The organism is Streptomyces sp. NPDC002054 (genome assembly GCF_040296685.1).
Taxonomy (GTDB): Bacteria; Actinomycetota; Actinomycetes; order Streptomycetales; family Streptomycetaceae; genus Streptomyces.
The window spans coordinates 110088-134023 of sequence record NZ_JBEOXT010000018.1 but is presented as its reverse complement, the minus strand read 5'-3'; the positions used below and the strand labels follow the sequence as shown (position 1 = coordinate 134023).

Genomic DNA, 23936 nt, shown 5'->3' with positions numbered 1-23936 from the left:
GGGTGGGCACACCGGAACGGCGGCCCGCAGGGACCGCGCAGCGTGTACAACGGCCACCGCCCCCGGGGCGGTGGCCGTTGCCGTACCCCGGCCGGGGTACGAGCCGCCGGCCGGGGGTGCGGGGCACGCTGCGCGACACAGCGCGCCGCCGTCGTGCCGTGTGCCCACCCGTGCCGCCCCAGCGGCACGACTGCCCACACGGCGGGTGCGGGCCGTCGTGCCCGTGTTGCCCACACGGCCGGCCGTGTGCACACACGGCCAGGGGCGGGAAAAGCAGGTGCGCCGCGGCACGCCCCATTGACATGGGCATGGGACGGTCGTGAGCCTGTCGTCCGACGCTTTCGTGGCTGACGACGCCCAGGGGGGCATATGAGGCACCGCGCGAGATCGATCCTCGCCGCTAGCGCACTCGTCTTCGGTTCACTCGCCGCCGTACCCGTGGCGGCCCAGGCCCAGGCCCAGGCCCAGACCCAGGCCCAGCCCGGCGGCGGCCCCGCCGTCGCCGCCGATGAGGTGCGGGTCTACGACGCCGACATCACCAAGGAACAGGTACCGCTCGTCCTCGCCGCTGGCCAGGACGCCCACGAGCTCGGCGAACGGGCCCCCGAGCACGGCACCGCCAAGGTCGAGCTCTTCCTCACCGGCGCCCAGGCCAGAAGCCTCGGCGCCCAGGGCGTCAAGCTCGCCGAACGCAAGACCCCCGCCGGCGCCCTGGCCCGCGCCCGGGCCGCCGGGGACGGCGTCTTCCGCCCGTACAGCGGCAAGGGCGGCCTCCAGGAGGAGATCGTCCGCACCGGCCAGGCCCACCCCGGCCTCACCAAGGTCGTCTCCCTCGGCAAGACCGTCCAGGGCAAGGACATCCTGGCCGTCAAGGTCAGCAAGAACGCCCGGCAGGCCAAGGACGGCTCCAAGCCCTCCGTGCTGTACATGTCCAACCAGCACGCCCGCGAGTGGATCACGCCGGAGATGACCAGGCGGCTGCTCCACCACTACCTCGACAACTACGGCAAGGACCAGCGCATCACACAGCTGGTCGACTCCACCGAACTCTGGTTCCTGATCTCAGCCAACCCGGACGGGTACGACTACACCCACGCCCCCGGCGGCGAACGGCTGTGGCGCAAGAACCTCCACGACAACAACGGCGACGGGAAGATCACCACCGGAGACGGGGTCGACCTCAACCGGAACTTCGCCTACAAGTGGGGCTACGACAACGAGGGTTCCTCGCCGAACCAGTCCAGCGAGACCTTCCGCGGCACCGGGCCCAATTCCGAGCCCGAGACCGTCGCCCTGGACCGCTTCCAGAAGCGGATCGGCTTCGAGTACGGCATCAACTACCACTCCGCCGCCGAGCTGCTCCTCTACGGCGTGGGCTGGCAGGTGGCCACCCCCACCCCCGACGACGTGCTCTACAAGGCACTCGCCGGCACCCCGGAGAACCCGGCCGTCCCCGGCTACCACCCGCAGCTCTCCTCCGAGCTGTACACCACCAACGGCGAGGCGGACGGCCACGCCTCCAACGTCAACGGCATGATGATGTTCACGCCCGAGATGACCACCTGCCGGACCGCCTCCCAGAGCGACCCAGGCGACCCGTGGCGGCCCGAGGACTGTGCCTCCGGGTTCAACTTCCCGGACGACGAGAAGCTCATCCAGGCGGAGTTCGCCAAGAACATCCCCTTCGCACTCTCCGTCGCCGAGACCGCCCGCCACCCCGACCGGCCCGCCTCAGCCGTCGGCCTGAGCGCCGCGGACTTCACCCTCGATCCCTTCACCACCTCCTGGGCCGGCCGCGGCCAGGACCAGGAGATCGCGGTGACCGCCCGCAAGTCGCTGCGCGACAAGGAGCTCAACTACCGCATCAACGGCGGCCGTACCCACGACGAGGACCTCAAGGCCTGGAAGGGCGGCGAGACCTACGGCGGCGAGGACAACCACTGGTTCGACGAGTACCGGGCCGAGGTCGAGAACGCCCGGCCGGGCGACAAGGTCGAGGTCTGGTTCACCGGCCGCGACCGCACCACCGGCAAGAAGGTCGCCAGCGAGCACTTCACCTACACCGTGGCCGAGCGGCCCCGGGCGGAGGTCCTGGTGATCGCCGAGGAGGGGGCCGCCGCCCAGCACGCCCGGTCCTACGTCGACGCGCTGCGCGCCAACGGCAAGTCGGCCGCCGTCTGGGACGTCGCCGTCCAGGGCGCCCCGCACCGGCTCGGGGTCCTCTCCCACTTCTCCACCGCCGTCCACTACACCGGCGACAAGGTCCCCGGCGGAACCACCCAGCTCGCGCTCCGCGCCTTCCTCAACGAGGGCGGCAAGCTGATCGAGGCGGGCGAGCGGGCGGGCGGCAACGCCCAGGTCGGCCCGGCCGTCACCGACGACTTCAGCCAGTACTGGCTGGGCGCCTACGGGCGGGCCGCGGTCAAGGGCCCCAACGGCTTCACCGGCGCGGGCACGCTGGGCGGAGCCACCGGCGGACTGACCGGCGCCGCCGGCAACCCGCTGGACACCCCCGGCTCCTACACCGTCACCTCCGACACCCTCGCCCCCGCGCAGTTCCCGCAGTTCAAGAGCGCGCAGGCAGGCCAGTACGCCGGGGTGACCAACCCGTACGCCCCCTACGCCGGCACCGGAATGGCCTCGGCCGCCCACGAGGACGACGACTGGAAGCGGCTGTCCCGGACGGTGGACCTCACCGGGGTCACCGCCGCCGACAAGCCGGCCCTGAAGATGGCTCTCCACTGGAACACCGAACCCGGCTACGACCACGCGGTCCTGGAGGCCCGCACCGCCGACGGCGACGACTGGACCACGCTGCCCGAGGCCGGCGGGCTGACCACCACGACCGTGCCCGCGGAGTGCGAGGCCGGGTTCTTCCTCGACGGCCATCCCTTCCTGGGCCGCTACCTGACCCGGGCCGCGGACGGCTGCACCCCGGCCGGCAGCAGCGGCCGGTGGAACAGCTTCACCGGCTCGTCCGCCGGCTGGAAACAGGTCGCGTTCGACTTGAGCGCATATGCGGGCAAGAAGGTCGAACTCTCCCTCGCCTACATCACCGACCCGGGCTCCGGCGGCCGGGGCGTGTTCATGGACGAGGCGCGGCTGTCCGTCGGCGGAACCGACCAGGTCGCGGAGGGGTTCGAGACCTCGCTCGGGGTCTGGACCGCGCAGGGCGCACCGGCCGGAAGTCCCGAAGTTCCGGGCGATTGGTCTCGTACCGGAGAGCTGTTCAAGTCCTTCGCCGCCGTCACTACGCGTGACACGGTGCTCCTCGGCTTCGGCCTCGAGCACCTCCCGGTGGCCGGGGACAGAGCCGTACTGATCAGTAAGGCACTGCGTTCGCTGCACCGCTGACCCGATCCTGACTCTGCGTGACGAGGACCAAAGTCCCGGAGGGCCCGTACCTGCCGCATTGGTACGGGCCGCCGGGGCGAGTCGGGCGGCACGCGATGTCACTCGGAGCCTCACGGAGAGGTAGGGTCGTAAGCGGTCGGGGACATCCCATTTCAGCTCGCCGGCGCACTAACCGGCGCACCAACGAGGAGATCGGTTCGTGACGATCCGCGTAGGCATCAACGGTTTTGGCCGCATTGGCCGTAACTATTTCCGGGCGCTCCTGGAGCAGGGAGCGGACATCGAGATCGTCGGTGTCAACGACCTGACTGACAACGCCACCCTGGTGCACCTGCTCAAGTACGACACCATCCTGGGCCGGCTGAAGCACGAGGTCAGCCACACCGATGACACGATCACCGTCGGCGGCAACACCTTCAAGACCTTCGCCGAGCGCGACCCCGCGAACCTCCCCTGGGGCGAGCTGGGTGCGGACATCGTCATCGAGTCCACCGGCATCTTCACCAAGAAGGCCGACGCTGCGAAGCACATCGCGGCCGGCGCGAAGAAGGTCCTCATCTCGGCTCCGGCCAAGGACGAGGACATCACCATTGTGATGGGTGTCAACCAGGACAAGTACGACGCGGCCAACCACCACGTCATCTCCAACGCCTCCTGCACCACCAACTGCGTGGCGCCGATGGCCAAGGTTCTCGACGAGAACTTCGGCATCGTCAAGGGCATGATGACCACGGTCCACGCGTACACGAACGACCAGCGGATCCTGGACTTCCCGCACTCGGACCTGCGCCGCGCCCGCGCCGCCGCCGAGAACATCATCCCGACCTCCACCGGTGCCGCCAAGGCCACCGCGCTGGTCCTCCCGCAGCTCAAGGGCAAGCTGGACGGCATCGCCATGCGCGTCCCGGTCCCCACCGGCTCGGTCACCGACCTGGTCCTGGAGCTCGACCGCGAGGTCACCAAGGACGAGATCAACGCCGCCTTCCAGAAGGCCGCCGAGGGCCAGCTCAAGGGCATCCTCGACTACACCGAGGACGCGATCGTCTCCTCCGACATCGTGAACTGGCCGGCCTCCTGCACCTTCGACTCCTCCCTGACCATGGTCCAGGGCAAGCAGGTCAAGGTCGTCGGCTGGTACGACAACGAGTGGGGCTACTCCAACCGTCTTGTCGACCTCACTGTCTTCGTCGGCGGCCAGCTCTAGGACCTAGGGCGGGCACCACGATGTGAAGCACAGGGCTCGGGCAGCGCGATGAAGCGCCGTGCGGGCCCTGTTGCTTGCCTCAGCACGGCTTCACTGCTTCAAGGAGTCACACAGATAATGAAGACGATCGACGAACTTCTCGCCGGGGGCGTTGCCGGCAAGCGGGTCTTCGTCCGCGCCGACCTCAACGTGCCGCTCTCCGAGGGCACCATCACCGACGACGGCCGCATCCGCGCCGTGCAGCCGACCATCGCGAAGCTCGCCGAAGCCGGCGCCCGCGTGGTCGTCGCCTCGCACCTGGGCCGCCCCAAGGGCGCTCCGGACCCGGCCTTCTCGCTCGCCCCCGCCGCCCGGCGGCTCGGCGAACTGCTCGGTGCCAACGTCGCGTTCGCCACCGACACGGTCGGTTCCTCCGCCAAGGAGACCGTCGCCGCCCTTGCCGACGGCCAGGTCGCCGTCCTCGAGAACCTGCGCTTCAACGCCGGTGAGACCTCGAAGGACGACGCCGAGCGCGGCGCCTTCGCGGACGAGCTCGCCGAGCTCGCCGACCTCTACGTCGGCGACGGCTTCGGTGCCGTGCACCGCAAGCACGCCTCGGTCTTCGACCTGCCCGCGCGCCTCCCGCACGCGGCCGGCTACCTGATCGCCACCGAGGTCGGCGTCCTCAAGAAGCTCACCGCCGATGTCAAGCGCCCGTACGTGGTCGTCCTCGGCGGCGCCAAGGTCTCCGACAAGCTCGCCGTCATCGACGAGCTGCTCGGCAAGGCCGACCGCCTGCTGATCGGCGGCGGCATGGCCTACACCTTCCTCTACGCCAAGGGCTATGAGGTCGGCATCTCCCTGCTCCAGAAGGACCAGGTGGACAAGGTCAAGGAGTACATGGCCCGCGCCGAGGCCAATGGCGTCGAGCTGGTCCTCCCGGTGGACGTGCTGGTCTCCGCGGACTTCCCGGACCTCAAGGGCAAGACCCCGGCCGACTACGAGACCGTCGACGCGGACAAGATCCCCGCCGACAAGGAGGGCCTGGACATCGGTCCCAGGACCCGCGAGCTCTACGCCTCGAAGATCGCTGACGCCGAGACCGTTTTCTGGAACGGCCCGGTGGGCGTCTTCGAGCACCCCGACTACGCCAACGGCACGAAGGCCATCGCCCAGGCCCTGCTCGGCAGCCCCGGCTTCACCGTCGTCGGCGGCGGCGACTCGGCCGCGGCCGTCCGTACGCTGGGCTTCGACGAGAATGCCTTCGGCCACATTTCGACCGGTGGCGGCGCCAGCCTCGAATACCTCGAGGGCAAGACGCTTCCCGGCCTCGCCGCTCTGGAGGACTGAAACAAAGTGACTGACCGTACCCCGCTGATGGCGGGCAACTGGAAGATGAACCTCAACCACCTCGAGGCCATCGCCCACGTCCAGAAGCTCGCCTTCGCGCTCGCCGACAAGGACTACGAGGCCGTCGAGGTCGCGGTGCTGCCGCCCTTCACCGACCTCCGCTCGGTCCAGACCCTCGTCGACGGCGACAAGCTGAAGATCAAGTACGGCGCCCAGGACATCTCGGCGCAGGACTCCGGTGCCTACACCGGCGAGATCTCCGGCCTGATGCTGTCGAAGCTGAAGTGCACGTACGTGGCCGTCGGCCACAGCGAGCGCCGCCAGTACCACGGCGAGAGCGACGACATCTGCAACGCCAAGGTCAAGGCCGCGTACCGGAACGGGCTCACCCCCATCCTGTGCGTCGGCGAGGGCCTGGACGTCCGCAAGGCCGGCCAGCAGGTCCCGCACACGCTGAGCCAGGTCGACGGCGGCCTCAAGGACATCCCGGCCGAGCAGGTCGAGTCCATCGTGATCGCCTACGAGCCCGTCTGGGCGATCGGCACCGGCGAGGTGGCCACCCCCGAGGACGCCCAGGAGGTCTGCGGGGCGATCCGCGGCCGGCTGGCCGAGCTGTACTCCCAGGAGCTGGCCGACAAGGTCCGCATCCAGTACGGCGGCTCGGTGAAGGCCGGCAACATCGCCGCGATCATGGCCCAGCCGGACGTCGACGGCGCCCTGATCGGCGGCGCGGCGCTGGACGCCGACGAGTTCGTCAAGATCGTCCGCTTCCGCGACCAGTAAGGTTGCCGTGAGTATGCGGTAGGACGGATCCGTCGTACCCTTGCGGGGGCCAGGGGGCTGCATCGGCAGCCACTGGCCCCCGCATCAATTCCAAGGAAGTAGGGTCCAGCCGTGATTATGGGGTTCTCGATCGCCCTGATCGTCTTCAGCCTGCTGCTGATGCTGCTGGTGCTGATGCACAAGGGCAAGGGCGGCGGCCTCTCCGACATGTTCGGCGGCGGCATGCAGTCCTCCGTCGGTGGCTCCTCGGTCGCCGAGCGCAACCTCGACCGGATCACCGTCGTGATCGGTCTGCTGTGGTTCGCGTGCATTGTCGCCCTCGGCCTGCTGATGAAGTCCAGCACCTGACCCCAACTCGGGTACAGCGCGGTACACTCACGCTTCGCGGCACCATCACGCAGGGAGTTACGACCGTGGCAAGTGGCAACGCGATCCGTGGAAGTCGGGTCGGAGCGGGGCCGATGGGCGAGGCCGAGCGCGGCGAGTCCGCACCCCGCCTGCGCATCTCCTTCTGGTGCTCCAACGGGCACGAGACGCAGCCGAGCTTCGCCAGCGATGCGCAGGTTCCGGACACTTGGGATTGCCCGCGCTGCGGCTTCCCGGCCGGCCAGGACCGGGACAACCCCCCGGCGCCGCCGCGCACCGAACCGTACAAGACCCACCTGGCATACGTACGGGAGCGCCGTACCGACGCCGACGGCGAGGCGATCCTCGCCGAGGCCCTCGCCAAGCTTCGTGGCGAGATCTGAACCGTGCAGGACTTCGGGCCCGGCCCGCTGGAGAGCTTCTCCAGCGGGCCGGGCCTGTTTGTGGGCCTCGGTCCGGTTCTGATCCTTTAAGTTGGGGGGTGGCGGGGCACAACAGGACGGAAGAAGTGGGTTGATGTCCGAGATGAACGCAGACGGCCGCAGCAGGCTCAACCGGACCCCCGAGTGGCTGGCACTCGGCAAGCACCGGGAAGAACTGGGGCAGACACATCTGCGGGAGCTGTTCGAGGCGGACCCGGGCCGGGGCACCGGCTACACCCTGCAGGTCGGTGACCTGCACATCGATTACTCCAAGCACCTGGTGACCGACGAGACGCTGGCACTGCTGCGGGAACTCGCGGCGGCCACGGGCGTTGCGGAACTCCGCGAGGCCATGTTCCGCGGCGAGAAGATCAACACGACCGAGAACCGGGCGGTCCTGCACACCGCGCTGCGCGCACCGGCCGATGCGGTCGTCGAGGTGGACGGGGAGAACGTGGTCCCGGGCGTGCACGCCGTCCTGGACAAGATGGCCGCCTTCAGCGGCCGGATCCGCTCCGGCGAGTGGACCGGCCACACCGGCAAGCGGATCCGGAACGTGGTCAACATCGGTATCGGCGGCTCCGACCTCGGACCGGCGATGGCCTATGAGGCGCTGCGTGCCTTCACCGACCGCGAGCTCACCCTGCGGTTCGTCTCCAATGTGGACGGCGCGGACCTGCACGAGGCGGTCCACGGACTGGACCCGGCCGAGACCCTGTTCATCGTCGCCTCGAAGACCTTCACCACCATCGAGACGATCACCAACGCGACCTCGGCCCGCGGGTGGCTGCTGGCGGGGCTCGGCGGTGACAACGCCGCGGTGGCCCGCCACTTCGTCGCCCTGTCGACGAACGCCGAGAAGGTCACCGAGTTCGGCATCGACCCGGCCAACATGTTCGAGTTCTGGGACTGGGTCGGCGGCCGGTACTCCTTCGACTCGGCGATCGGCCTCTCCCTGATGATCGCCATCGGGGCGGACGCCTTCCGGGAGCTGCTGGCCGGCTTCCGGCTGGTCGACGAGCACTTCCGGACCGCCGCACCCGAGGACAACGCCCCGCTGGTGATGGGCCTGTTGGGCATCTGGTACGGCGCGTTCTTCGACGCGCAGTCGCACGCGGTGCTCCCGTACAGCCACTACCTGTCGCGTTTCACGGCCTACTTGCAGCAGCTGGACATGGAGTCCAACGGCAAGTCGGTGGACCGGGACGGGAATCCGGTGGACTGGGGGACCGGCCCGGTGGTGTGGGGCACCCCCGGCACCAACGGGCAGCACGCCTACTACCAGCTGATCCACCAGGGCACCAAGATGATCCCCGCGGACTTCATCGGCTTCGCCCGCCCGGTCGCCGAGCTCCCGCCGGCGCCGGCCGCCCAGCACGACCTGCTGATGGCGAACTTCTTCGCGCAGACCCAGGCGCTGGCCTTCGGTAAGACCCCGGACGAGGTCCGGGCGGAGGGCGTCGCAGAGGAGCTGGTTCCGCACAAGACCTTCCGCGGCAACCACCCGACGACCACCATCCTGGCCGCCGAGCTCAGCCCGTCCGTCCTGGGCCAGCTGATCGCGCTGTACGAGCACAAGGTGTTCGTGCAGGGTGCGGTGTGGAACATCGACTCCTTCGACCAGTGGGGCGTCGAGCTCGGCAAGGTGCTGGCGAAGCGGGTGGAGCCGGCGCTGGTCTCGGGCACCGAGGTGCCGGGGCTGGACCCGTCGACGAAGGCGCTGGTGGCGACGTACCGGGAGCTGCGCGGGCGCTGACGGCCGCGGTCAGACCCGGGCCAGGGCGCTGAGGGTGTCCAGGAAGGCCGTGGTGAGCGGGTCGGGGTGGGGCCGGGTGTACGCCGCGAGGGTGCGCCGGACCGGCGGGTCGGGGCGCAGCACCCGGCCCGCGAACCCCGGCGGCAGCAGATTGGCGGGCACCAGGGCGGCCCCCAGCCCGGCGGCGGCCAGCAGGGGCGCGGCGGCCGTCTGCTCGGTGCGGACGGCCGTACGGGGCTGGAAGCCGGCCCGGGCGCAGACGCCGTCCAGCAGTTCGGCGAGGCCGTTGCCGGGGGCGTAGTGGACCCAGTCCCGGTCGGCGAGGTCGGCGATACGGACCCGGCCGGGCTCCGTGGCCTCCCCGTCGCCGCGCCCGTCGTCAGCGCCGTGCCCGTCGCCCGGGAGTACCACCACGAACTCCTCAGTGCCCAGCTCGCGGACCGGCCCGTCCCATTCCTCCGGGACCGGGCCGGCCGCGAGGTCCGCGCGCCCTGCGGCCATCGTGGCCCGCAGGGCCCTGGTGTGCGGGAACTCCAGCAGCCGGACCCGGACCTCCGGATGTCGCGCGTGCCAGGCCCGCAGTACCGGGGGCAGCACCCCCAGGGTGAGCGAGTAGACCGTGGCGATCTGGATCTCGCCGCCCTCCAGCCCGGCCGCCCGTCGGGCCGAGCCACGGGCCCGCTCGGCGTCGGCGAGCGCGGCACGGGCGTGCGGGAGCATCGCCCGGCCCATGGGCGTGAGCCGCACCGAGCGCGGCAGCCGCTCCAGCAACGGGCCGCCGGCATCCCGCTCCAGCGCCCTGACCTGGTTGGACAGGGTGGGCTGCGAGACGTGCAGCAGCTCCGCGGCGCGGGTGAAGGAGCCCGTGTCGACGACCGTGACCAGGTACTCGAACTGCCTCAGCGTTGCCATGCATGAATGCTATGGCAGAGGTAGAAAGCAAGTCTTGGACCTATGGCAGTCCGGCGGGGGAGGGTGGGAACCACCCCACCCGACCCACCGCAAGGACCCTCCATGACCATCGATACGGCCGTCCGGCACGCAGACGCACTGCTCGGGCGGCGCCTCGTCATCGTCGGCGCGGGCTCGCGCATTGGCCGGCGGCTCGCCCAGACCGCCTCGGCGGCGGGCGCCGACCTGGTCATCGCCGGCCCCGACACCGGCAGGCTCGAGGCCACCGCCGCCACCCTGGCCGGCCCGGCCGCCGTCCAACACGTCGACCTGGCGGACGAGGACTCCATCGCCGAGCTCGCCAAGACGGCCGGCTCCTTCGACCACCTCGTCTCGACCGCGTCCATGCCGGCCAACGGGCCGGTCGCCGAGCTCGAACTCGCCGACGTACAAAGGGCGTTCTCGGCGAAGGTGTTCGGCCCGCTGCTGATCGCCAAGCACTTCGCCGGACAGGCGGCCGACGGCGGCTCCTGCACCTTCCTCTCCGGCGTGGCCGCCTGGCGGCCGTCCCCCGAACGGGTGGTGATGGCCACCGCGAACGGCGCGCTCGCCTTCCTGGTCCAGGCACTCGCCGTCGAACTGGCCCCGCTGAGGGTCAATGCCGTCTCGCCCGGAATTGTCGACTCCGGGGCCTGGGACGGGCTCGGCGACCGCAAGGACGGCTTCCTGCGCGGGATCGCCGAACGCAACCCCGCCCGCCGCACCGGCACACCCGACGACGTGGTGAACGCCGTGCTGTACACGCTGACCGCGCCCTTCGTCACCGGACACGTGCTGCACGTCGACGGTGGCGCCCGCCTCGTCTGACGACCCCTCAAGGAGAAGACATGCGTTACCAGAAGCCCCTCATCGCCGGCGCGGTCACGGCCGCCGTGCTGGTCACCATCGCGGCTGCCGCGCCCGCCCCGGAGCACCACCGTCCGCGTCCGGGCGGCGACCCCGCCCGGCTGGTCGACCGTACCCCCGGGCTGATCCGGCCCGTGTCGCTCACGGTCGACGGCGGCCTCGGCGACCGGCGGGCCCGGCAGGAGGTCCGGCTGGCCCAACTCCTCTACACCTTCTGGCACACCGGCGATACCGGCTACCTCAAGGCGGCCGTCAGCCCGGAGTACAAGGACAACACCCTGCCGGCCGGCCGGCCGCAGGGCCGGATCGGCAAGGAGGTCGCCTCGAAGAACTTCCGGACCGCCGTCCCGGACCTGAGCTGCGAGCTCTCCGACCTGCTGATCACCGGGGACAAGATCACGGCGCGGCTGGTCTTCCGCGGGCACTTCACCGGGACGTTCAACGGAGTCCGGGGCAAGGGCCAGAAGATCGAGTTCAACGCGATCGACATCCAGCACGTCGGCAAGGACAAGATCTCCGAGGACTGGCACATCGAGGACAACACGGCCCTGCTGGCCCAGATGGGGATCACGGGATGAGTGCGAGAGCGCTGCCGCTGGCCGGGGCTGTGGTGGCGGAGGGCTTCGCCGGCTGGTCCCCGCAGCTGCGCGCCGAGTTCGCGGCCAACCGGTACAACGGGCGGGTCGGCGGGCGGCTGCTGAGCGAGACCGACCGGGCCCGGGTGTGGGAGATACGCCTCGCCCCCGGCGAGCGGCTGCCGGCCCACCGGCATGTGCTGGACTACTTCTGGACGGCTGTGACGGCGGGCCGGAGCCGCCAGCACACCGACGATGGCACCACGCGCGAGGTCTGCTACGACGCGGGGGAGACCCGGCACTTCACCTTCGGGGCGGGCGGCTTCCTGCTGCACGACCTGGAGAACTCGGGCGAGACGCCGCTGGTGTTTGTCACGGTGGAGTTCAAGGGCGGTGCGAACCGGCCGTTGGTGTTGGCGGGTTAGGCGGTGTCGGGTGGTTCGGGGCCGGGCCTGGCCCCGAACCACCGGACACTCCCTGAGGACGGGTCAGGATGCGGGCGGGTACATGCCCGGGGGCAGCTTCGCCGCGGCCGTGCGGTCCAGGAGCCAGAGCGTGCGGCTCCGCCCGTACGCCGCCGCGGCCGGGGCCTGCACCGCGCCGGCTCCGCCGAGCGCGATCGAGACCGCACCGGCCTTGTCCTCGCCGGCCGCCAGCAGCCAGACCTCGCGGGCCGACCGGATGGCGGGCAGGGTGAGGGAGATCCGGGTGGGCGGCGGCTTGGGCGCGCCGTGCACGCCGACGACCGTACGGGTGGTCTCCCGGGTGGCCGGGTGCTCGGGGAACAGGCTCGCGACGTGGGTGTCGGGGCCGACCCCGAGCATCAGCACGTCGAACTGCGGGACCGGGCCGTGGTCCTCGGGGGTGGCCGCTGCGCGGAGCTCCTCCGCGTAGGCGGCGGCTGCCGCGTCCGCGTCGGGGCCGTACGGGCCGTCGGAGGCGGGCATGACGTGTACGCGGGCGGGGTTCAGCGGGACGGAGTCCAGCAGGGCCGCGCGGGCCTGGGTGTGGTTCCGCTCCGGGTCGTCGGCGGGGAGGTAGCGCTCGTCGCCCCACCAGAGGTCGAGGCGGCTCCAGTCGACGGCGTCCCGGGCGGGGGCGGCGGCGAGGGCCATGAGCAGACCGTTGCCGTTGCGACCGCCGGTCAGCACCACGGAGGCGCTGCCGCGGGCCGCCTGGGCGTCCACGATCTTGGTGATCAGCCGGGCTGCGGTGGCTTGCGCCATCAGCTCTTTGTCGCGGTGGACGACGACCTGGGGTGTCGTCATGCCCATGGTGGTGCCGCCTTTTTGTCGGTTCTGGTGGTGTACGCGTCCTGGCTCCCCGGAGCCGGAGCCGGAGCCGGAGCCGGAGCCGGAGCCGGAGCCGGAGCCGGAGCCGGAGCCGGAGCCGGAGCCGGAGCCGCTGCGCGGAGCTGTTCCCCACCCCGCCCCTTCCCGAAACCGGGGCTCCGCCCCGGACCCCGTCGGGTACGCGGGCTCCGCCCGGCGCCCCTTTCCGGGGCTTCGCCCCGGCCCGGTTGGGTGCCGGGGCTGTGCCCGGCACCCTTTTAGGGGCTCCGCCCCGCACCCCGTCGGGTGCGCGGGCTTCGCCCGGCGCTGCTTTCGGGGCTCCGCCCCGCACCCTGTCGGGTGCCGGAGCCTTGCCCCGGCCCGGTTGGGTGTTGCCGTGGGCTGTGCCCCGGCGCCCTTTCGGGGCTCGGCCCCGCACCCCTTCGGGTGCGCGGGCTTGGCCCGGCCAGCTTTCGGGGCTTCGCCCCGGACCCCGTCCGGTGCCCGGGCTTCGCCCCGTACTGCCTTCGGGGCGCAGCCCCGCAACCGGGTGTGGGGTGGCCCGCCGGCGGAGCCTTGGGGGCTGCGGCGGCGGGCCGGGGGGTTACTTGGACGGGGTTTTCTTGGCGGGCCGGGGGGAGTCGGGCTTCGGCTTGGTGTCCGCGTCCGCCGCCGCCGGCTTTGGCTTCGGCATTGGTTCGGCGGGTACGGGGTCCGCCTTTGCCGAGGCGTCGCCTGCCTGCGCCACGTTCAGCCGGGCCACCCCGAACTTCAGCGAGGACTCGTACGTATTGTCCGGGTCCAGTCGCCGCAGCTCCTCCGCCAGGAGTTCCGCCGTCTCCCGCCGCTTCAGTGCCACCGCCCGGTCCGGCTGACCCGGCATGCACAGCGTTGCCAGGGAGCCGTCCGCCCGGTCCAGGACGATGTCGCCGTCCTTGGTCTCCAGGCGGACCGCGGTCAGGCCCGGACCCCGCGACAGGGCGCGCGTGACCGGGACCTGGAGGCGGTCGGCCAGCCACATGCCGAGCAGCTCGCAGCTGGGGTTGTCGTCCTCGCCCTCGACCGTGGCCGAGGTCACCGACAGCGCCTGCTGGTCCAGCGCCGCGGCCAGCATCGAGCGCCACGGGGTGATGCGGGTCCAGGACAGGTCGGTGTCGCCCGGCGCGTACGCCGCCGCCCGGTTGCCGAGTGCCCCGATCGGGTCCTCGCAGGCGTAGGTGTCGGTGATCCGGCGCTGGCCCAGCGCGCCCAGCGGGTCGCCGGCCACGTCCGTGGGTGCGTCCTGCGGCCACCAGACCACCACCGGGGCGTCCGGCAGCAGCAGCGGCAGGACCACCGACTCGGCGTGGTTGACCAGCTCGCCGTGGAGGCGCAGAACAACCGTTTCGCCAGTGCCGGAGTCCGTCCCGACGCGGACTTCCGCGTCGAGCCGGGCATCCCGCCGCGACCGCGGCGAGCGGCTGACCCGCCGGATCACGACCACGATCCGCGAGGGGTGCTCGTGGGACGCGTCGTTCGCCGACTTGAGCGCGTCGTACGCGTTCTCCTCGTCGGTGACGATGACCAGGGTGAGCACCATGCCGATGGCAGGCGTGCCGATGTCCCGGCGCGCCTGCACCAGCGCGGAGTTGATCTTGCTGGAGTTGGTCTCCGTGAGATCGATCTTCATGGCCGCCGCCAGCTCCGTCCGTCTCGTGCGAGCATCTCGTCCGCCTCGACCGGCCCCCAGGTGCCCGCCGAGTACTGCGCGGGCTTGCCGTGCTGGTCCCAGTACTGCTCGATCGGGTCCAGGATGTTCCAGGAGAGCTCGACCTCCTGGTGGCGCGGGAACAGGTTCGCGTCGCCGAGGAGAACGTCCAGGATGAGGCGCTCGTACGCCTCGGGGCTGGACTCGGTGAAGGACTCGCCATAGGCGAAGTCCATGGTCACGTCCCGCACCTCCATGGAGGTGCCCGGCACCTTGGAGCCGAACCGGACCGTCACGCCCTCGTCCGGCTGGACCCGGATGACCAGGGCGTTCTGCCCGAGCTCCTCGGTCGCGCCCGACTCGAACGGCAGGTAGGGAGCCCGCTTGAAGACCACCGCGATCTCCGTGACCCGGCGGCCCAGGCGCTTGCCGGTCCGCAGGTAGAACGGGACGCCCGCCCAGCGGCGGTTGTTGATCTCCAGGCGGATCGCGGCGTAGGTGTCGGTCTTCGACTTGGGGTCGATGCCGTCCTCTTCGAGGTAGCCGACGACCTTCTCGCCGCCCTGCCACGCGCCCGAGTACTGGCCGCGCACGGTGTGCTTGCCCAGGTCCTCCGGCAGCTCCACCGCCGTCAGCACCTTCAGCTTCTCCGCCACCAGCGCCTTCGGGTGGAAGGAGCCGGGCTCCTCCATCGCGGTCAGCGCGAGCAGCTGCAGCAGGTGGTTCTGGATGACGTCGCGGGCGGCACCGATGCCGTCGTAGTAGCCGGCCCGGCCGCCGATGCCGATGTCCTCGGCCATGGTGATCTGCACGTGGTCGACGTACGACCGGTTCCAGATCGGCTCGAACATGGTGTTGGCGAAACGGAGCGCCAGGATGTTCTGGACGGTCTCCTTGCCGAGGTAGTGGTCGATCCGGAAGACCTCGTCACGGGGGAACACCTCGTGAACGATCTTGTTGAGCTCCTCGGCGCTCTTCAGGTCGTGGCCGAAGGGCTTCTCGATGACGGCACGCCGCCAGGAGCCCTCCTTCTGCGCCAGCCCGTGCTTCTTGAGCTGCTGGACGACCTTGGGGAAGAACTTCGGCGGCACCGACAGGTAGAAGGCGAAGTTGCCGCCCGTGCCCTGCTGCTTGTCGAGCTCCTCGATCGTCGCCTTCAGCGTCTCGAACGCCGCGTCGTCGTCGAAGTCGCCCTGGACGAACCGGCAGCCCTGCACCAGCTGCTGCCAGACTTCCTCCCGGAACGGCGTGCGCGAGTGCTCCTTGACGGCCTCGTACACCTCCTGGGCGAAGTCCTCGTGTTCCCATTCGCGGCGGGCGAAGCCGATCAGCGAGAAGCCCGGTGGCAGCAGCCCCCGGTTCGCCAGGTCGTAGATGGCGGGCATCAGCTTCTTGCGCGACAGGTCACCCGTAACGCCGAAAATGACCAGGCCGGACGGCCCCGCGATACGCGGGAGCCGCCGGTCCTGTGCGTCACGAAGCGGGTTGTTCGCTCCGTTAACTGACAAAATGCTCAGTCCTCCGCAGGGGTGAGGCGCGCCAGCTCCGCCTCGGTCGACTTCAGCAGGTCGTTCCAGGACGCCTCGAACTTCTCGACGCCTTCGTCCTCGAGCAGCTGAACGACATCGTCGTACGAGATGCCCAGCTTCGCGACCGCTTCGAGCTCGGCGCGCGACTGGTCGTAGGTGCCGCGGACCGCGTCGCCGGCGACCTCGCCGTGGTCGGCGGTGGCCTCCAGGGTGGCCTCCGGCATGGTGTTGACCGTGCCCGGGGCGACCAGGTCAACCACATACATGGTGTCGCGGTACGCCGGGTCCTTGACGCCGGTCGAGGCCCACAGCGGGCGCTGCTTGTTGGCCTGTGCCTTGTCCAGGGCGGCCCAGCGCTCGGAGGAGAAGACCTCCTCGAAGGCCTCGTAGGCCAGACGGGCGTTGGCGAGCGCCGCCTTGCCCTTGAGGGCCTTGGCCTCGTCGGTGCCGATGCCGTCCAGGCGCTTGTCGATCTCGGAGTCCACGCGGGACACGAAGAAGGAGGCGACCGAGTGGATCTTGGAGAGGTCCAGGCCAGCGGCCTTGGCCTTCTCCAGACCCGCCAGGTACGCGTCCATGACCTCGCGGTAGCGCTCCAGCGAGAAGATCAGCGTGACGTTGACGCTGATGCCACGGCCGATGACCTCGGTGATCGCCGGCAGGCCGGCCCTGGTCGCCGGGATCTTGATCAGCGTGTTCGGGCGGTCCACCAGCCAGGCCAGCTGCTTGGCCTCGGCGACCGTGGCCACGGTGTTGTGGGCCAGCCGGGGGTCGACCTCGATCGACACCCGGCCGTCCTGGCCCTCGGTCGCGTCGAAGACCGGGCGGAGGATGTCGGCCGCGTCGCGGACGTCCGCCGTGGTGATCATCCGGATCGCCTCGTCGACGGTGACCTTGCGGGCGGCGAGGTCCGCGAGCTGCTGCTCGTAGCCGTCACCGCTGCTGATCGCCTTCTGGAAGATCGACGGGTTGGTGGTGACACCGACCACGTGCTGCTGGTCGATCAGCTCGGCCAGGTTGCCCGACGTGATGCGCTTGCGGGACAGGTCGTCCAGCCAGATCGCCACGCCTTCGTCGGAGAGGCGCTTGAGTGCGTCTGTCATGGGAATTGCATCTCCTACTGGTGCTTGGGGTACGTGCGTCAGCGCGCGGCGGCGGTGAGCGAGTCCTTTGCGGCGGCGGCCACGGCCTCGGCGGTGAAGCCGAACTCGCGGAACAGCACCTTGGCGTCGGCGGAGGCGCCGAAGTGCTCCAGCGAGACGATCCGGCCGGCGTCGCCGACGTACCGGTGCCAGGTCAGGCCGATGCCGGCCTCGACCGCGACGCGCGCCTTCGCGGAGGCCGGCAGGACGCTCGCCTTGTAGGCCTCGTCCTGCTCCTCGAACCACTCGACGGACGGCATGGAGACCACCCGGGTCGGGATGCCCTCGGCCTGGAGCTGCTCGCGCGCGTCCACGGCCAGGTGCACCTCGGAGCCGGTGGCGATGAGGACGACCTGGGGCTGGCCGCCCTCGGCCTCGAACATCACGTAACCGCCCTTGGCGGCGTCCTCGTTGCGCTCGTACGTCGGCACGCCCTGACGGGTCAGCGCCAGACCGTGCGGGGCACCCTTGCCGAACACCTTGGTGTGGCGCCGCAGGATCTCGCGCCAGGCGATGGCGGTCTCGTTGGCGTCGGCCGGGCGGACGATGTTCAGGCCCGGGATGGCGCGCAGCGAGGCGAGGTGCTCGACCGGCTGGTGGGTCGGACCGTCCTCGCCGAGGCCGATGGAGTCGTGGGTCCACACGTACGTCACCGGCAGGTGCATCAGGGCGGACAGCCGCACGGCGTTGCGCATGTAGTCGGAGAACACCAGGAAGGTGCCGCCGTAGATGCGGGTGTGGCCGTGCAGGGAGATGCCGTTCATGGCCGCGGCCATGGCGTGCTCGCGGATGCCGTAGTGGATGGTGCGGCCGTACGGGTCGGCCTCCGGCAGCGGGTTGCCCTTCGGCAGGAACGAGGAGTTCTTGTCGATGGTGGTGTTGTTGGAGCCGGCCAGGTCGGCCGAGCCGCCCCACAGCTCCGGGATGACCGCGCCGAGCGCCTGGAGCACCTTGCCAGAGGCGGCGCGGGTGGCGACACCGGTACCGGGCTCGAAGACGGGGAGCTTGTCCTCCCAGCCCGCGGGGAGCTCGTTGGCCTGGATCCGGTCGAACTCGGCGGCGCGCTCCGCGTTGGCGGTGCGCCAGGCGGAGAAGTCCTTCTCCCACGCGGCCTTGGCCTCTCGGCCACGGTCCAGCGCCTTGCGGGTGTGCGCGATGACCTCGTCGGAGACCTCGAAGGTCTGCTCCGGGTCGAAGCCGAGGACGCGCTTGGTGGCGGCCACCTCGTCGTCGCCGAGCGCCGAACCGTGCGAGGCCTCGGTGCCCTGGGCGTGCGGGGCCGGCCAGGCGATGATCGAGCGGGCCGCGATGAAGGACGGCCGGCCGGTCTCGGCCTTGGCCGCCTGCAGGGCCTCGAAGAGGGCCTTCGGGTCGAGGTCGCCGTTGGCCTGCTGGGCCACCCGCTGGACGTGCCAGCCGTAGGCCTCGTACCGCTTGAGGGTGTCCTCGGAGACGGCGGTCTCGGTGTCGCCCTCGATGGAGATGTGGTTGTCGTCCCACAGCAGCACGAGGTTGCCGAGCTTCTGGTGGCCGGCCAGCGCGGACGCCTCGTGCGAGATGCCCTCCTGAAGGCAGCCGTCACCGGCGATTGCGTAGACCATGTGGTCGAACGGGGAGGTGCCCGCGGCGGCCTCCGGGTCGAACAGGCCGCGCTCGTAGCGGGCGGCCATGGCCATGCCCACCGCGTTGGCGATGCCCTGGCCGAGCGGGCCGGTGGTGGTCTCCACGGCGGCCGTGTGGCCGTACTCCGGGTGGCCGGGGGTCTTGGAACCCCAGGTGCGGAACGCCTTCAGGTCGTCCAGCTCCAGGCCGAAGCCCCCCAGGTACAGCTGCGTGTACAGGGTGAGGGACGAGTGGCCGGCGGAGAGCACGAAACGGTCGCGGCCCACCCACTCCGGGTCCGCCGGGTCATGCCGCATCACCTTCTGGAAGAGGGTGTAGGCGGCGGGGGCCAGGCTCATGGCCGTGCCCGGGTGGCCGTTCCCGACCTTCTGGACCGCGTCCGCGGCCAGGATCCGGGCGGTGTCAACGGCCCGCTGGTCCAGTTCGGTCCACTCGAGCTCTGTGGTCGTCGGCTTGGTGCTCACCGTGAGTCAGGGCTCCTCTCCACATGTCTGTTGTCCCGGTGACGAACGGTGACACCGGCGCAATTCTGAGCCTACCCTCGCCGCGGCGTGCAGCTATTCGAGTGCCTCCGCTCCGTCACTACCCTGTCACCTCTGTCCAACGGTCGGCCCAACACGGGGCGACCCCCGCGCGGGGCCACGTAATGGCAGCGTCTAGAGTGGCGTGGTACGCGCAAGTCTTCACCGGACCTCCAGGCCCAATTCACCGAGGTCCGGGGCTTGCCAGGAGTCTTTCGTCAGGGGTGTGCGTGACCGCCGTCGAATCCCGTCCAGCGGGGGTGCTCGGGACGAGCCCCGGTCACCGGCCGTTCGGGGCCCGGGTCATGGCTTTCGTGGCATTGACCAAGCCGCGGATCATCGAACTTCTGCTGATCACCACAGTGCCGGTGATGTTCCTCGCCGAGCAGGGTGTCCCGTCGCTGTGGCTGGTGCTCGTCACCTGCATCGGCGGATACCTGTCGGCGGGCGGCGCGAACGCCCTGAACATGTACATCGACCGGGACATTGACGCGCTGATGGACCGTACGTCGCAGCGACCGCTGGTGACCGGCATGGTCAGCCCGCCCGAGGCCCTGGTCTTCGGCATCACCCTGGCCGTGGTGTCCACGCTGTGGTTCGGCCTGCTGGTGAACTGGCTCTCGGCGGCGCTCGCGCTCGGTGCGCTCCTCTTCTATGTCGTCGTCTACACGATGCTGCTCAAGCGGCGCACCGCCCAGAACATCGTCTGGGGCGGCATCGCGGGCTGCCTGCCGGTGCTCATCGGCTGGTCCGCGGTGACCAACTCGATGTCCTGGGCCGCCGTCATCCTCTTCCTGGTCATCTTCTTCTGGACCCCGCCGCACTACTGGCCGCTGTCCATGAAGGTGAAGGAGGACTACGCGCGGGTCGGCGTGCCGATGCTGCCGGTGGTCGCGGGCAACAAGGTGGTGGCCCGGCAGATCGTCCTCTACAGCTGGGTGATGGTCGCGGTCTCGCTGCTGCTCACTCCGCTGGGGTACACGGGGTGGTTCTACACCTCGGTGGCGCTGGTCGCGGGCGGCTGGTGGCTGTGGGAGGCGCATGCGCTGCAGGCGCGGGCGAAGTCGGGGGTGACCGGCGCGAAGCTCAAGGAGATGCGGCTGTTCCACTGGTCGATCACCTATGTGTCGCTTCTCTTCGTGGCCGTCGCCGTGGATCCCTTCCTCCGTTGATTACTCGCCGGTAGCATGCCGTCCATGGCAGACACGAAGCAGGAGCGCACCGCGGCGAAGCTCGCCAGGCAGATCGGCGCGTTCAGCAAGCAGCACGGCGGGGCCGAGGGCCAGCTGGCGTACATCGGCCAGGGCGGCACCCGCATCGTCCTCGTGGGCGAGGACGGCGGCTGGGGCGACCTGGTTGCGCCGACGTACGAGGTTGCGCAGGCGGCGGCGGAGAAGGCGGGGCTGACGCTGCAGGAGTCCTTCGACGGCGAGATGGCGGCGAAGGTCCGGACGGGCCCGTACGAATGGACCCGCATGGCGGGCATCCAACTGGGCGGCACCCCCAACCCCCCGGCAAAGCCGGCCGCTGCGCCGGAGCCGGAGCCGGCCGCGGTGGAGCCGGAGCCGGCCGCCGCGGAGGCCAAGCCGGAGCCGGCCGCGGCTGCTGCGCCCGAGGCCAAGCCGGCCGCTGCTGCGAAGCCCGAGCCGGCTGCCGCCGAGGCCAAGCCTGAGCCGACTGCCGCCGCTGAGCCCGAGGCGAAGCCGGCCGCTGCCGAGGCCGAGCCGGAGCCCGAGGCAAAGAAGCCGGACGCCTCCGCCTAGCTCGGGTCGGGCGCTGCGCTGGGCCTTTCCCCACCCCGCCCCTTCCCGAACTGGGACCTGCGGCCCCAGCCCCCGCCCGGGGCTGCCGCCCCGCACCCCACCGGCCCCGGGCTCCGCCCGGGCCCGCGCCTGTGCGGGCGGGCAGGGACTGCACCCTGCCCCCACCGGCCCTGGGCTGCGCCCGGACCCGCGTTCGCGCCGGCGGTGAGGGGCTGCGGCTGCGCCTCTTCGGCTCTGGGCTGCGCCCGGGCCCGTGCTTGTGCGGGCGGGCAGGGACTGCACCCTGCCCCCACCGGCCCTGGGCTGCGCCCGGGCCCGCGCTCGAGCGGGCGGGCGCTGCGCCCGCACCCAACCGGCCCTGGGCTTCGCCCGGGCCTGCGTTCGTGCGCGCGCACGGGCTGTGCCCGGACCCCGTGGGCCGTGGGCTCCGCCCGGGCCCCGCGCTTGTGCGGGCTGCGCCCGGGCCCCGCGCTTGTGCGGGCTGCGCCCGGGCCCTCGGCCCGAGGGCTGCTGTGCCGCGCTCGGCGGCGGCGCAGCAGCCTGCGGGGGTCCGCAGGCGGATGTGGGTCGGGGGGTTGGTGGCAATACCTTGGGTGGGGGTCACCCGTTAGGACGGGTGGAAGAAGCGTGCCGTCCACCGTCCGCAACGGGGTGTCCGGATGATCGACCGGTTGATCGAAACGCCGCCCCTGGTGGACCAGTACTGCCACGGGGTGCTCCGCACCGAGCTCGGGCTCGGGAGCTTTGAGGAGCGGCTCGGGCGGTCCGTGGGGCCGGCTGCCGCCGGGACCACCTTCTTCGATACGCAGGCCGGGTTCGCCGTCCGGCGCTGGTGTCCGCCGCTGCTCGGGCTGGAGGCCCACTGTTCCCCCGCCCACTACCTGGCCCGCCGGCGTGAGCTGGGGGTGCTGGAGGTCGGGCGGCGGCTGTTGCGGGGGGCCGGGGTCGGGGTCTACCTGGTCGACACCGGGCCGCCCGGGGATCTGACCCGGCCCGAGGAGCTGGCCGCCGCCGCGGACGCAGCGGCGTACGAGATCGTCCGGCTGGAGCAGCTGGCCGAGCAGGTCGCCGACACCTCCGGCACGGCCGAGGCCTTCCTCGGCAACCTCGCCGAGGCCATGGCCGCCGCCGCCGTCACCGCCGTCGCCTTCACCTGCGGGCCCGCCGCCGGCCACGGCACCGCGCTGGCCTTCGCCCCCGAGCCGCCCGGCGCCGGAGAGGTCCGCCGGGCGGCCGGCCGCTGGCTGGCCGGGCGGGCCAAGGGCGGGCCGGTGCGGGATCCCGTACTGCTGCGGCACCTGCTGTGGTGCGCCGTGGCGTCCAGGCTGCCGCTGCAACTGCACGCCGGGGCGGCGGAACCGTACCAGCGGATCGACCGGACCGATCCGGTGCTGCTGACCGATTTCATCCGCGCGACCGCCGGCCTCGGCACCGACCTGGTGCTGCTGCACGGCTATCCGCACCACCGCCAGGCCGCTCATCTCGCCGCCGGGTTCCCGCACGTGTACGCCGATCTGGGCCCGGCCCTCGCCCACACCGGGGCCCGCGCCGCCGAGGTGCTGGCCGAGTTCCTCGAACTGGCGCCGTTCGGCAAGCTGCTGTTCTCCAGCGGCGGCCGGCAGCTGCCGGAACTGCACGTGGTGGGGGCCCGGGTGTTCCGGGAGGCGCTGGGCCGGGTGCTCGGCGGCTGGGTGGCCGACGGGGCCTGGTCCCTGCGGGACGCCGAGCGGGTGGCCGGGATGCTCGCGGCGGGCAATGCCCGGCGGGTCTACCGGCTGGGCCGGGCCGGGACGGCAGCTGCCGAGCGGTCCGCCCCGGTGCTGCTAGACCGCTGACAGGGCCTGGTCGCTCTGCGCCGGGATCTCCGCCTGCGCCACCGGGCGTTCGCGCAGGCTCAGGGCGACCCGGAGCACGGCGATCCACACCAGGCAGGAGCCGAGCATGTGCGCGGCGACCAGCACCTCGGGCAGCTCGGTGAAGAACTGCACGTACCCGAGGGCGCCCTGGGCGAGCAGCACGATCAGCAGGTGGCGGGCCCGGGCCCGGGTGTCCACCGGGGCGTCGACCACCCGCAGCACCAGCCACATCGCCACCGCGAGCGCGCAGACCAGCCAGGCGGCGATGGCGTGCACATGGGCGGTGGTGGTCCAGTCGAAGTTCATCCGCTTCACCTCGCTGCTGTCCCCGGCGTGCGGACCCGAGCCGGTCACCACGGTGCCCGCGGCGATCAGGACGAAGGTGGTGGCGATCAGCGCCCAGGACAGCTTGCGGACCGGCGCCGGCACCCGCGGCTTCGGCGCGGAGTCCCCCTCGCGGGCCCGCTGCCAGGTGAGGGTGGTCACCGCGATCAGCCCGGTGGCGAGCAGGAAGTGCCCGGCCACGCTGTACGGGTTGAGGCCGGTCTTGACGGTGATGCCGCCGAGCACGGCGTTGGCGAGCACCAGCGCGAACTGGGTCCAGCCGAGCCGGGTCAGCGAGCGCCGCCACGGCTTGGCCGAACGGGCCGAGAGGATCGACCAGCCGACGGCCGCGCTCAGCACGTACGTCAGCATCCGGTTGCCGAACTCGATGGCGCCGTGCAGCCCCTGAGCGGGGGTCGCGAAGAGGTTGTCGTCGGTGCACTTGGGCCAGGTGTCGCAGCCGAGACCGGATCCGGTCAGCCGCACCGCGCCGCCGGTGACGACGATGACCACCGTCATGACGAGGGCGGTGAGCGCGGCCCGCTGGACGGTCCGGGGTGACGGGGTCCAGCGGCTGGCAACGTATGCGAGGGGGTTCAACACGCCCCATATCGTAGGCGAACCCTTGTGCAAA

General features: G+C 71.2%; 19 protein-coding genes and 1 pseudogene. 13 read left to right on the top strand and 7 right to left on the bottom strand.

The genetic code is table 11. The features are described 5' to 3' along the window. The first annotated feature begins 369 nt into the window (after positions 1-369). The 7 genes from ABT123_RS19090 (at position 370) to pgi (ending at position 9214) form a co-directional block, all read left to right on the top strand. Positions 370-3354 carry a M14 family metallopeptidase gene (locus tag ABT123_RS19090; RefSeq protein ID WP_351315654.1) on the top strand — a complete coding sequence of 995 codons (2985 nt, stop codon included), beginning with the start codon at positions 370-372 and terminating at the stop codon, positions 3352-3354. 199 nt (positions 3355-3553) lie between these two features. Continuing rightward, the gene (gap, locus tag ABT123_RS19085; RefSeq protein ID WP_351315651.1) at positions 3554-4558 is read left to right on the top strand and encodes a type I glyceraldehyde-3-phosphate dehydrogenase; all 1005 of its coding nucleotides are present in this window, start codon (positions 3554-3556) and stop codon (positions 4556-4558) included. A gap of 117 nt (positions 4559-4675) precedes the next feature. Continuing rightward, on the top strand, positions 4676-5887 hold the full coding sequence (locus tag ABT123_RS19080) for a phosphoglycerate kinase (protein WP_351315648.1): 1212 nt from the start codon (positions 4676-4678) through the stop codon (positions 5885-5887). 6 nt (positions 5888-5893) lie between these two features. Further along, complete coding sequence (gene tpiA, locus ABT123_RS19075) at positions 5894-6670, top strand: triose-phosphate isomerase (protein ID WP_351315645.1); 777 nt, start codon at positions 5894-5896, stop codon at positions 6668-6670. Positions 6671-6781: 111 nt separating this feature from the next. Continuing rightward, positions 6782-7018 carry a preprotein translocase subunit SecG gene (secG, locus tag ABT123_RS19070; protein ID WP_351315642.1) on the top strand — a complete coding sequence of 79 codons (237 nt, stop codon included), beginning with the start codon at positions 6782-6784 and terminating at the stop codon, positions 7016-7018. Between the two features lie 65 nt (positions 7019-7083). After that, the gene (locus ABT123_RS19065; protein ID WP_007263454.1) at positions 7084-7419 is read left to right on the top strand and encodes an RNA polymerase-binding protein RbpA; all 336 of its coding nucleotides are present in this window, start codon (positions 7084-7086) and stop codon (positions 7417-7419) included. Between the two features lie 142 nt (positions 7420-7561). Continuing rightward, positions 7562-9214 carry a glucose-6-phosphate isomerase gene (gene pgi, locus ABT123_RS19060; protein WP_351315779.1) on the top strand — a complete coding sequence of 551 codons (1653 nt, stop codon included), beginning with the start codon at positions 7562-7564 and terminating at the stop codon, positions 9212-9214. Positions 9215-9223: 9 nt separating this feature from the next. Here pgi and ABT123_RS19055 read toward each other — a convergent pair whose 3' ends face one another. Then, on the bottom strand, positions 9224-10126 hold the full coding sequence (locus ABT123_RS19055; RefSeq protein ID WP_351315639.1) for a LysR family transcriptional regulator: 903 nt from the start codon (positions 10124-10126) through the stop codon (positions 9224-9226). Between the two features lie 102 nt (positions 10127-10228). Between ABT123_RS19055 and ABT123_RS19050 the strand changes: the two genes are divergently transcribed. Genes ABT123_RS19050 through ABT123_RS19040 form a run of 3 tightly spaced genes read left to right on the top strand, consistent with a single transcriptional unit; the run spans position 10229 to position 12011 of the window. Then, a complete protein-coding gene (locus tag ABT123_RS19050; RefSeq protein WP_351315637.1) occupies positions 10229-10972 on the top strand; it encodes an SDR family oxidoreductase in 744 nt (247 codons plus the stop codon). Between the two features lie 20 nt (positions 10973-10992). Further along, a complete protein-coding gene (locus ABT123_RS19045; RefSeq protein WP_351315634.1) occupies positions 10993-11589 on the top strand; it encodes an ester cyclase in 597 nt (198 codons plus the stop codon). Next, the gene (locus ABT123_RS19040) at positions 11586-12011 is read left to right on the top strand and encodes a cupin domain-containing protein (protein WP_351315631.1); all 426 of its coding nucleotides are present in this window, start codon (positions 11586-11588) and stop codon (positions 12009-12011) included. Before ABT123_RS19045 ends, ABT123_RS19040 begins: the two co-directional genes overlap by 4 nt. Positions 12012-12074: 63 nt before the next feature. Here ABT123_RS19040 and pgl read toward each other — a convergent pair whose 3' ends face one another. From pgl to tkt, 5 genes are all read right to left on the bottom strand, one after another. Continuing rightward, entirely contained in the window at positions 12075-12854 is a 780-nt protein-coding gene (gene pgl, locus ABT123_RS19035; RefSeq protein WP_351315628.1) for a 6-phosphogluconolactonase, read from the bottom strand. A gap of 607 nt (positions 12855-13461) precedes the next feature. After that, positions 13462-14526, bottom strand: coding sequence for a glucose-6-phosphate dehydrogenase assembly protein OpcA (gene opcA, locus ABT123_RS19030; RefSeq protein ID WP_351315625.1), 1065 nt, complete (start codon positions 14524-14526; stop codon positions 13462-13464). Continuing rightward, positions 14523-16052 (bottom strand): glucose-6-phosphate dehydrogenase, encoded by a 1530-nt coding sequence (gene zwf, locus ABT123_RS19025; protein ID WP_502970987.1) that lies wholly within the window; start codon positions 16050-16052, stop codon positions 14523-14525. Before zwf ends, opcA begins: the two co-directional genes overlap by 4 nt. 5 nt (positions 16053-16057) lie before the next feature. Next, positions 16058-17176, bottom strand: a complete 1119-nt coding sequence (gene tal / locus ABT123_RS19020) for a transaldolase (protein WP_351315622.1) — start codon at positions 17174-17176, stop codon at positions 16058-16060. A gap of 38 nt (positions 17177-17214) precedes the next feature. Next, positions 17215-19302 (bottom strand): transketolase, encoded by a 2088-nt coding sequence (gene tkt, locus ABT123_RS19015; protein ID WP_351315620.1) that lies wholly within the window; start codon positions 19300-19302, stop codon positions 17215-17217. Between the two features lie 287 nt (positions 19303-19589). Between tkt and ABT123_RS19010 the strand changes: the two genes are divergently transcribed. The 3 genes and pseudogenes from ABT123_RS19010 to ABT123_RS19000 all read left to right on the top strand — a co-directional run bounded on the left by ABT123_RS19010 (position 19590) and on the right by ABT123_RS19000 (position 22957). Then, positions 19590-20531, top strand: coding sequence for a heme o synthase (locus tag ABT123_RS19010; RefSeq protein WP_502970986.1), 942 nt, complete (start codon positions 19590-19592; stop codon positions 20529-20531). 24 nt (positions 20532-20555) lie between these two features. After that, positions 20556-20867 (top strand): annotated as a pseudogene (locus tag ABT123_RS19005) (hypothetical protein); the annotation flags it as partial. A gap of 926 nt (positions 20868-21793) precedes the next feature. Next, positions 21794-22957, top strand: coding sequence for an amidohydrolase family protein (locus ABT123_RS19000; protein ID WP_351315774.1), 1164 nt, complete (start codon positions 21794-21796; stop codon positions 22955-22957). On the opposite strand, the gene ABT123_RS18995 is transcribed toward ABT123_RS19000, so the two are convergent. Next, positions 22946-23905, bottom strand: coding sequence for a COX15/CtaA family protein (locus ABT123_RS18995; RefSeq protein WP_351315616.1), 960 nt, complete (start codon positions 23903-23905; stop codon positions 22946-22948). The genes ABT123_RS19000 and ABT123_RS18995 overlap by 12 nt on opposite strands. Positions 23906-23936: the final 31 nt, after the last annotated feature.

What these genes read in the sequence shown, in the direction of transcription:
- tal (WP_351315622.1), bottom strand. Translation starts at nt 17,176, where the DNA reads ATGACAGACGCACTCAAGCGCCTCTCCGACGAAGGCGTGGCGATCTGG.
- opcA (WP_351315625.1), bottom strand. Translation starts at nt 14,526, where the DNA reads ATGAAGATCGATCTCACGGAGACCAACTCCAGCAAGATCAACTCCGCG.
- ABT123_RS19090 (WP_351315654.1), top strand. Translation starts at nt 370, where the DNA reads ATGAGGCACCGCGCGAGATCGATCCTCGCCGCTAGCGCACTCGTCTTC.
- pgl (WP_351315628.1), bottom strand. Translation starts at nt 12,854, where the DNA reads ATGACGACACCCCAGGTCGTCGTCCACCGCGACAAAGAGCTGATGGCG.
- ABT123_RS19080 (WP_351315648.1), top strand. Translation starts at nt 4,676, where the DNA reads ATGAAGACGATCGACGAACTTCTCGCCGGGGGCGTTGCCGGCAAGCGG.
- pgi (WP_351315779.1), top strand. Translation starts at nt 7,562, where the DNA reads ATGAACGCAGACGGCCGCAGCAGGCTCAACCGGACCCCCGAGTGGCTG.
- ABT123_RS19040 (WP_351315631.1), top strand. Translation starts at nt 11,586, where the DNA reads ATGAGTGCGAGAGCGCTGCCGCTGGCCGGGGCTGTGGTGGCGGAGGGC.
- ABT123_RS19045 (WP_351315634.1), top strand. Translation starts at nt 10,993, where the DNA reads ATGCGTTACCAGAAGCCCCTCATCGCCGGCGCGGTCACGGCCGCCGTG.
- ABT123_RS19055 (WP_351315639.1), bottom strand. Translation starts at nt 10,126, where the DNA reads ATGGCAACGCTGAGGCAGTTCGAGTACCTGGTCACGGTCGTCGACACG.
- ABT123_RS19050 (WP_351315637.1), top strand. Translation starts at nt 10,229, where the DNA reads ATGACCATCGATACGGCCGTCCGGCACGCAGACGCACTGCTCGGGCGG.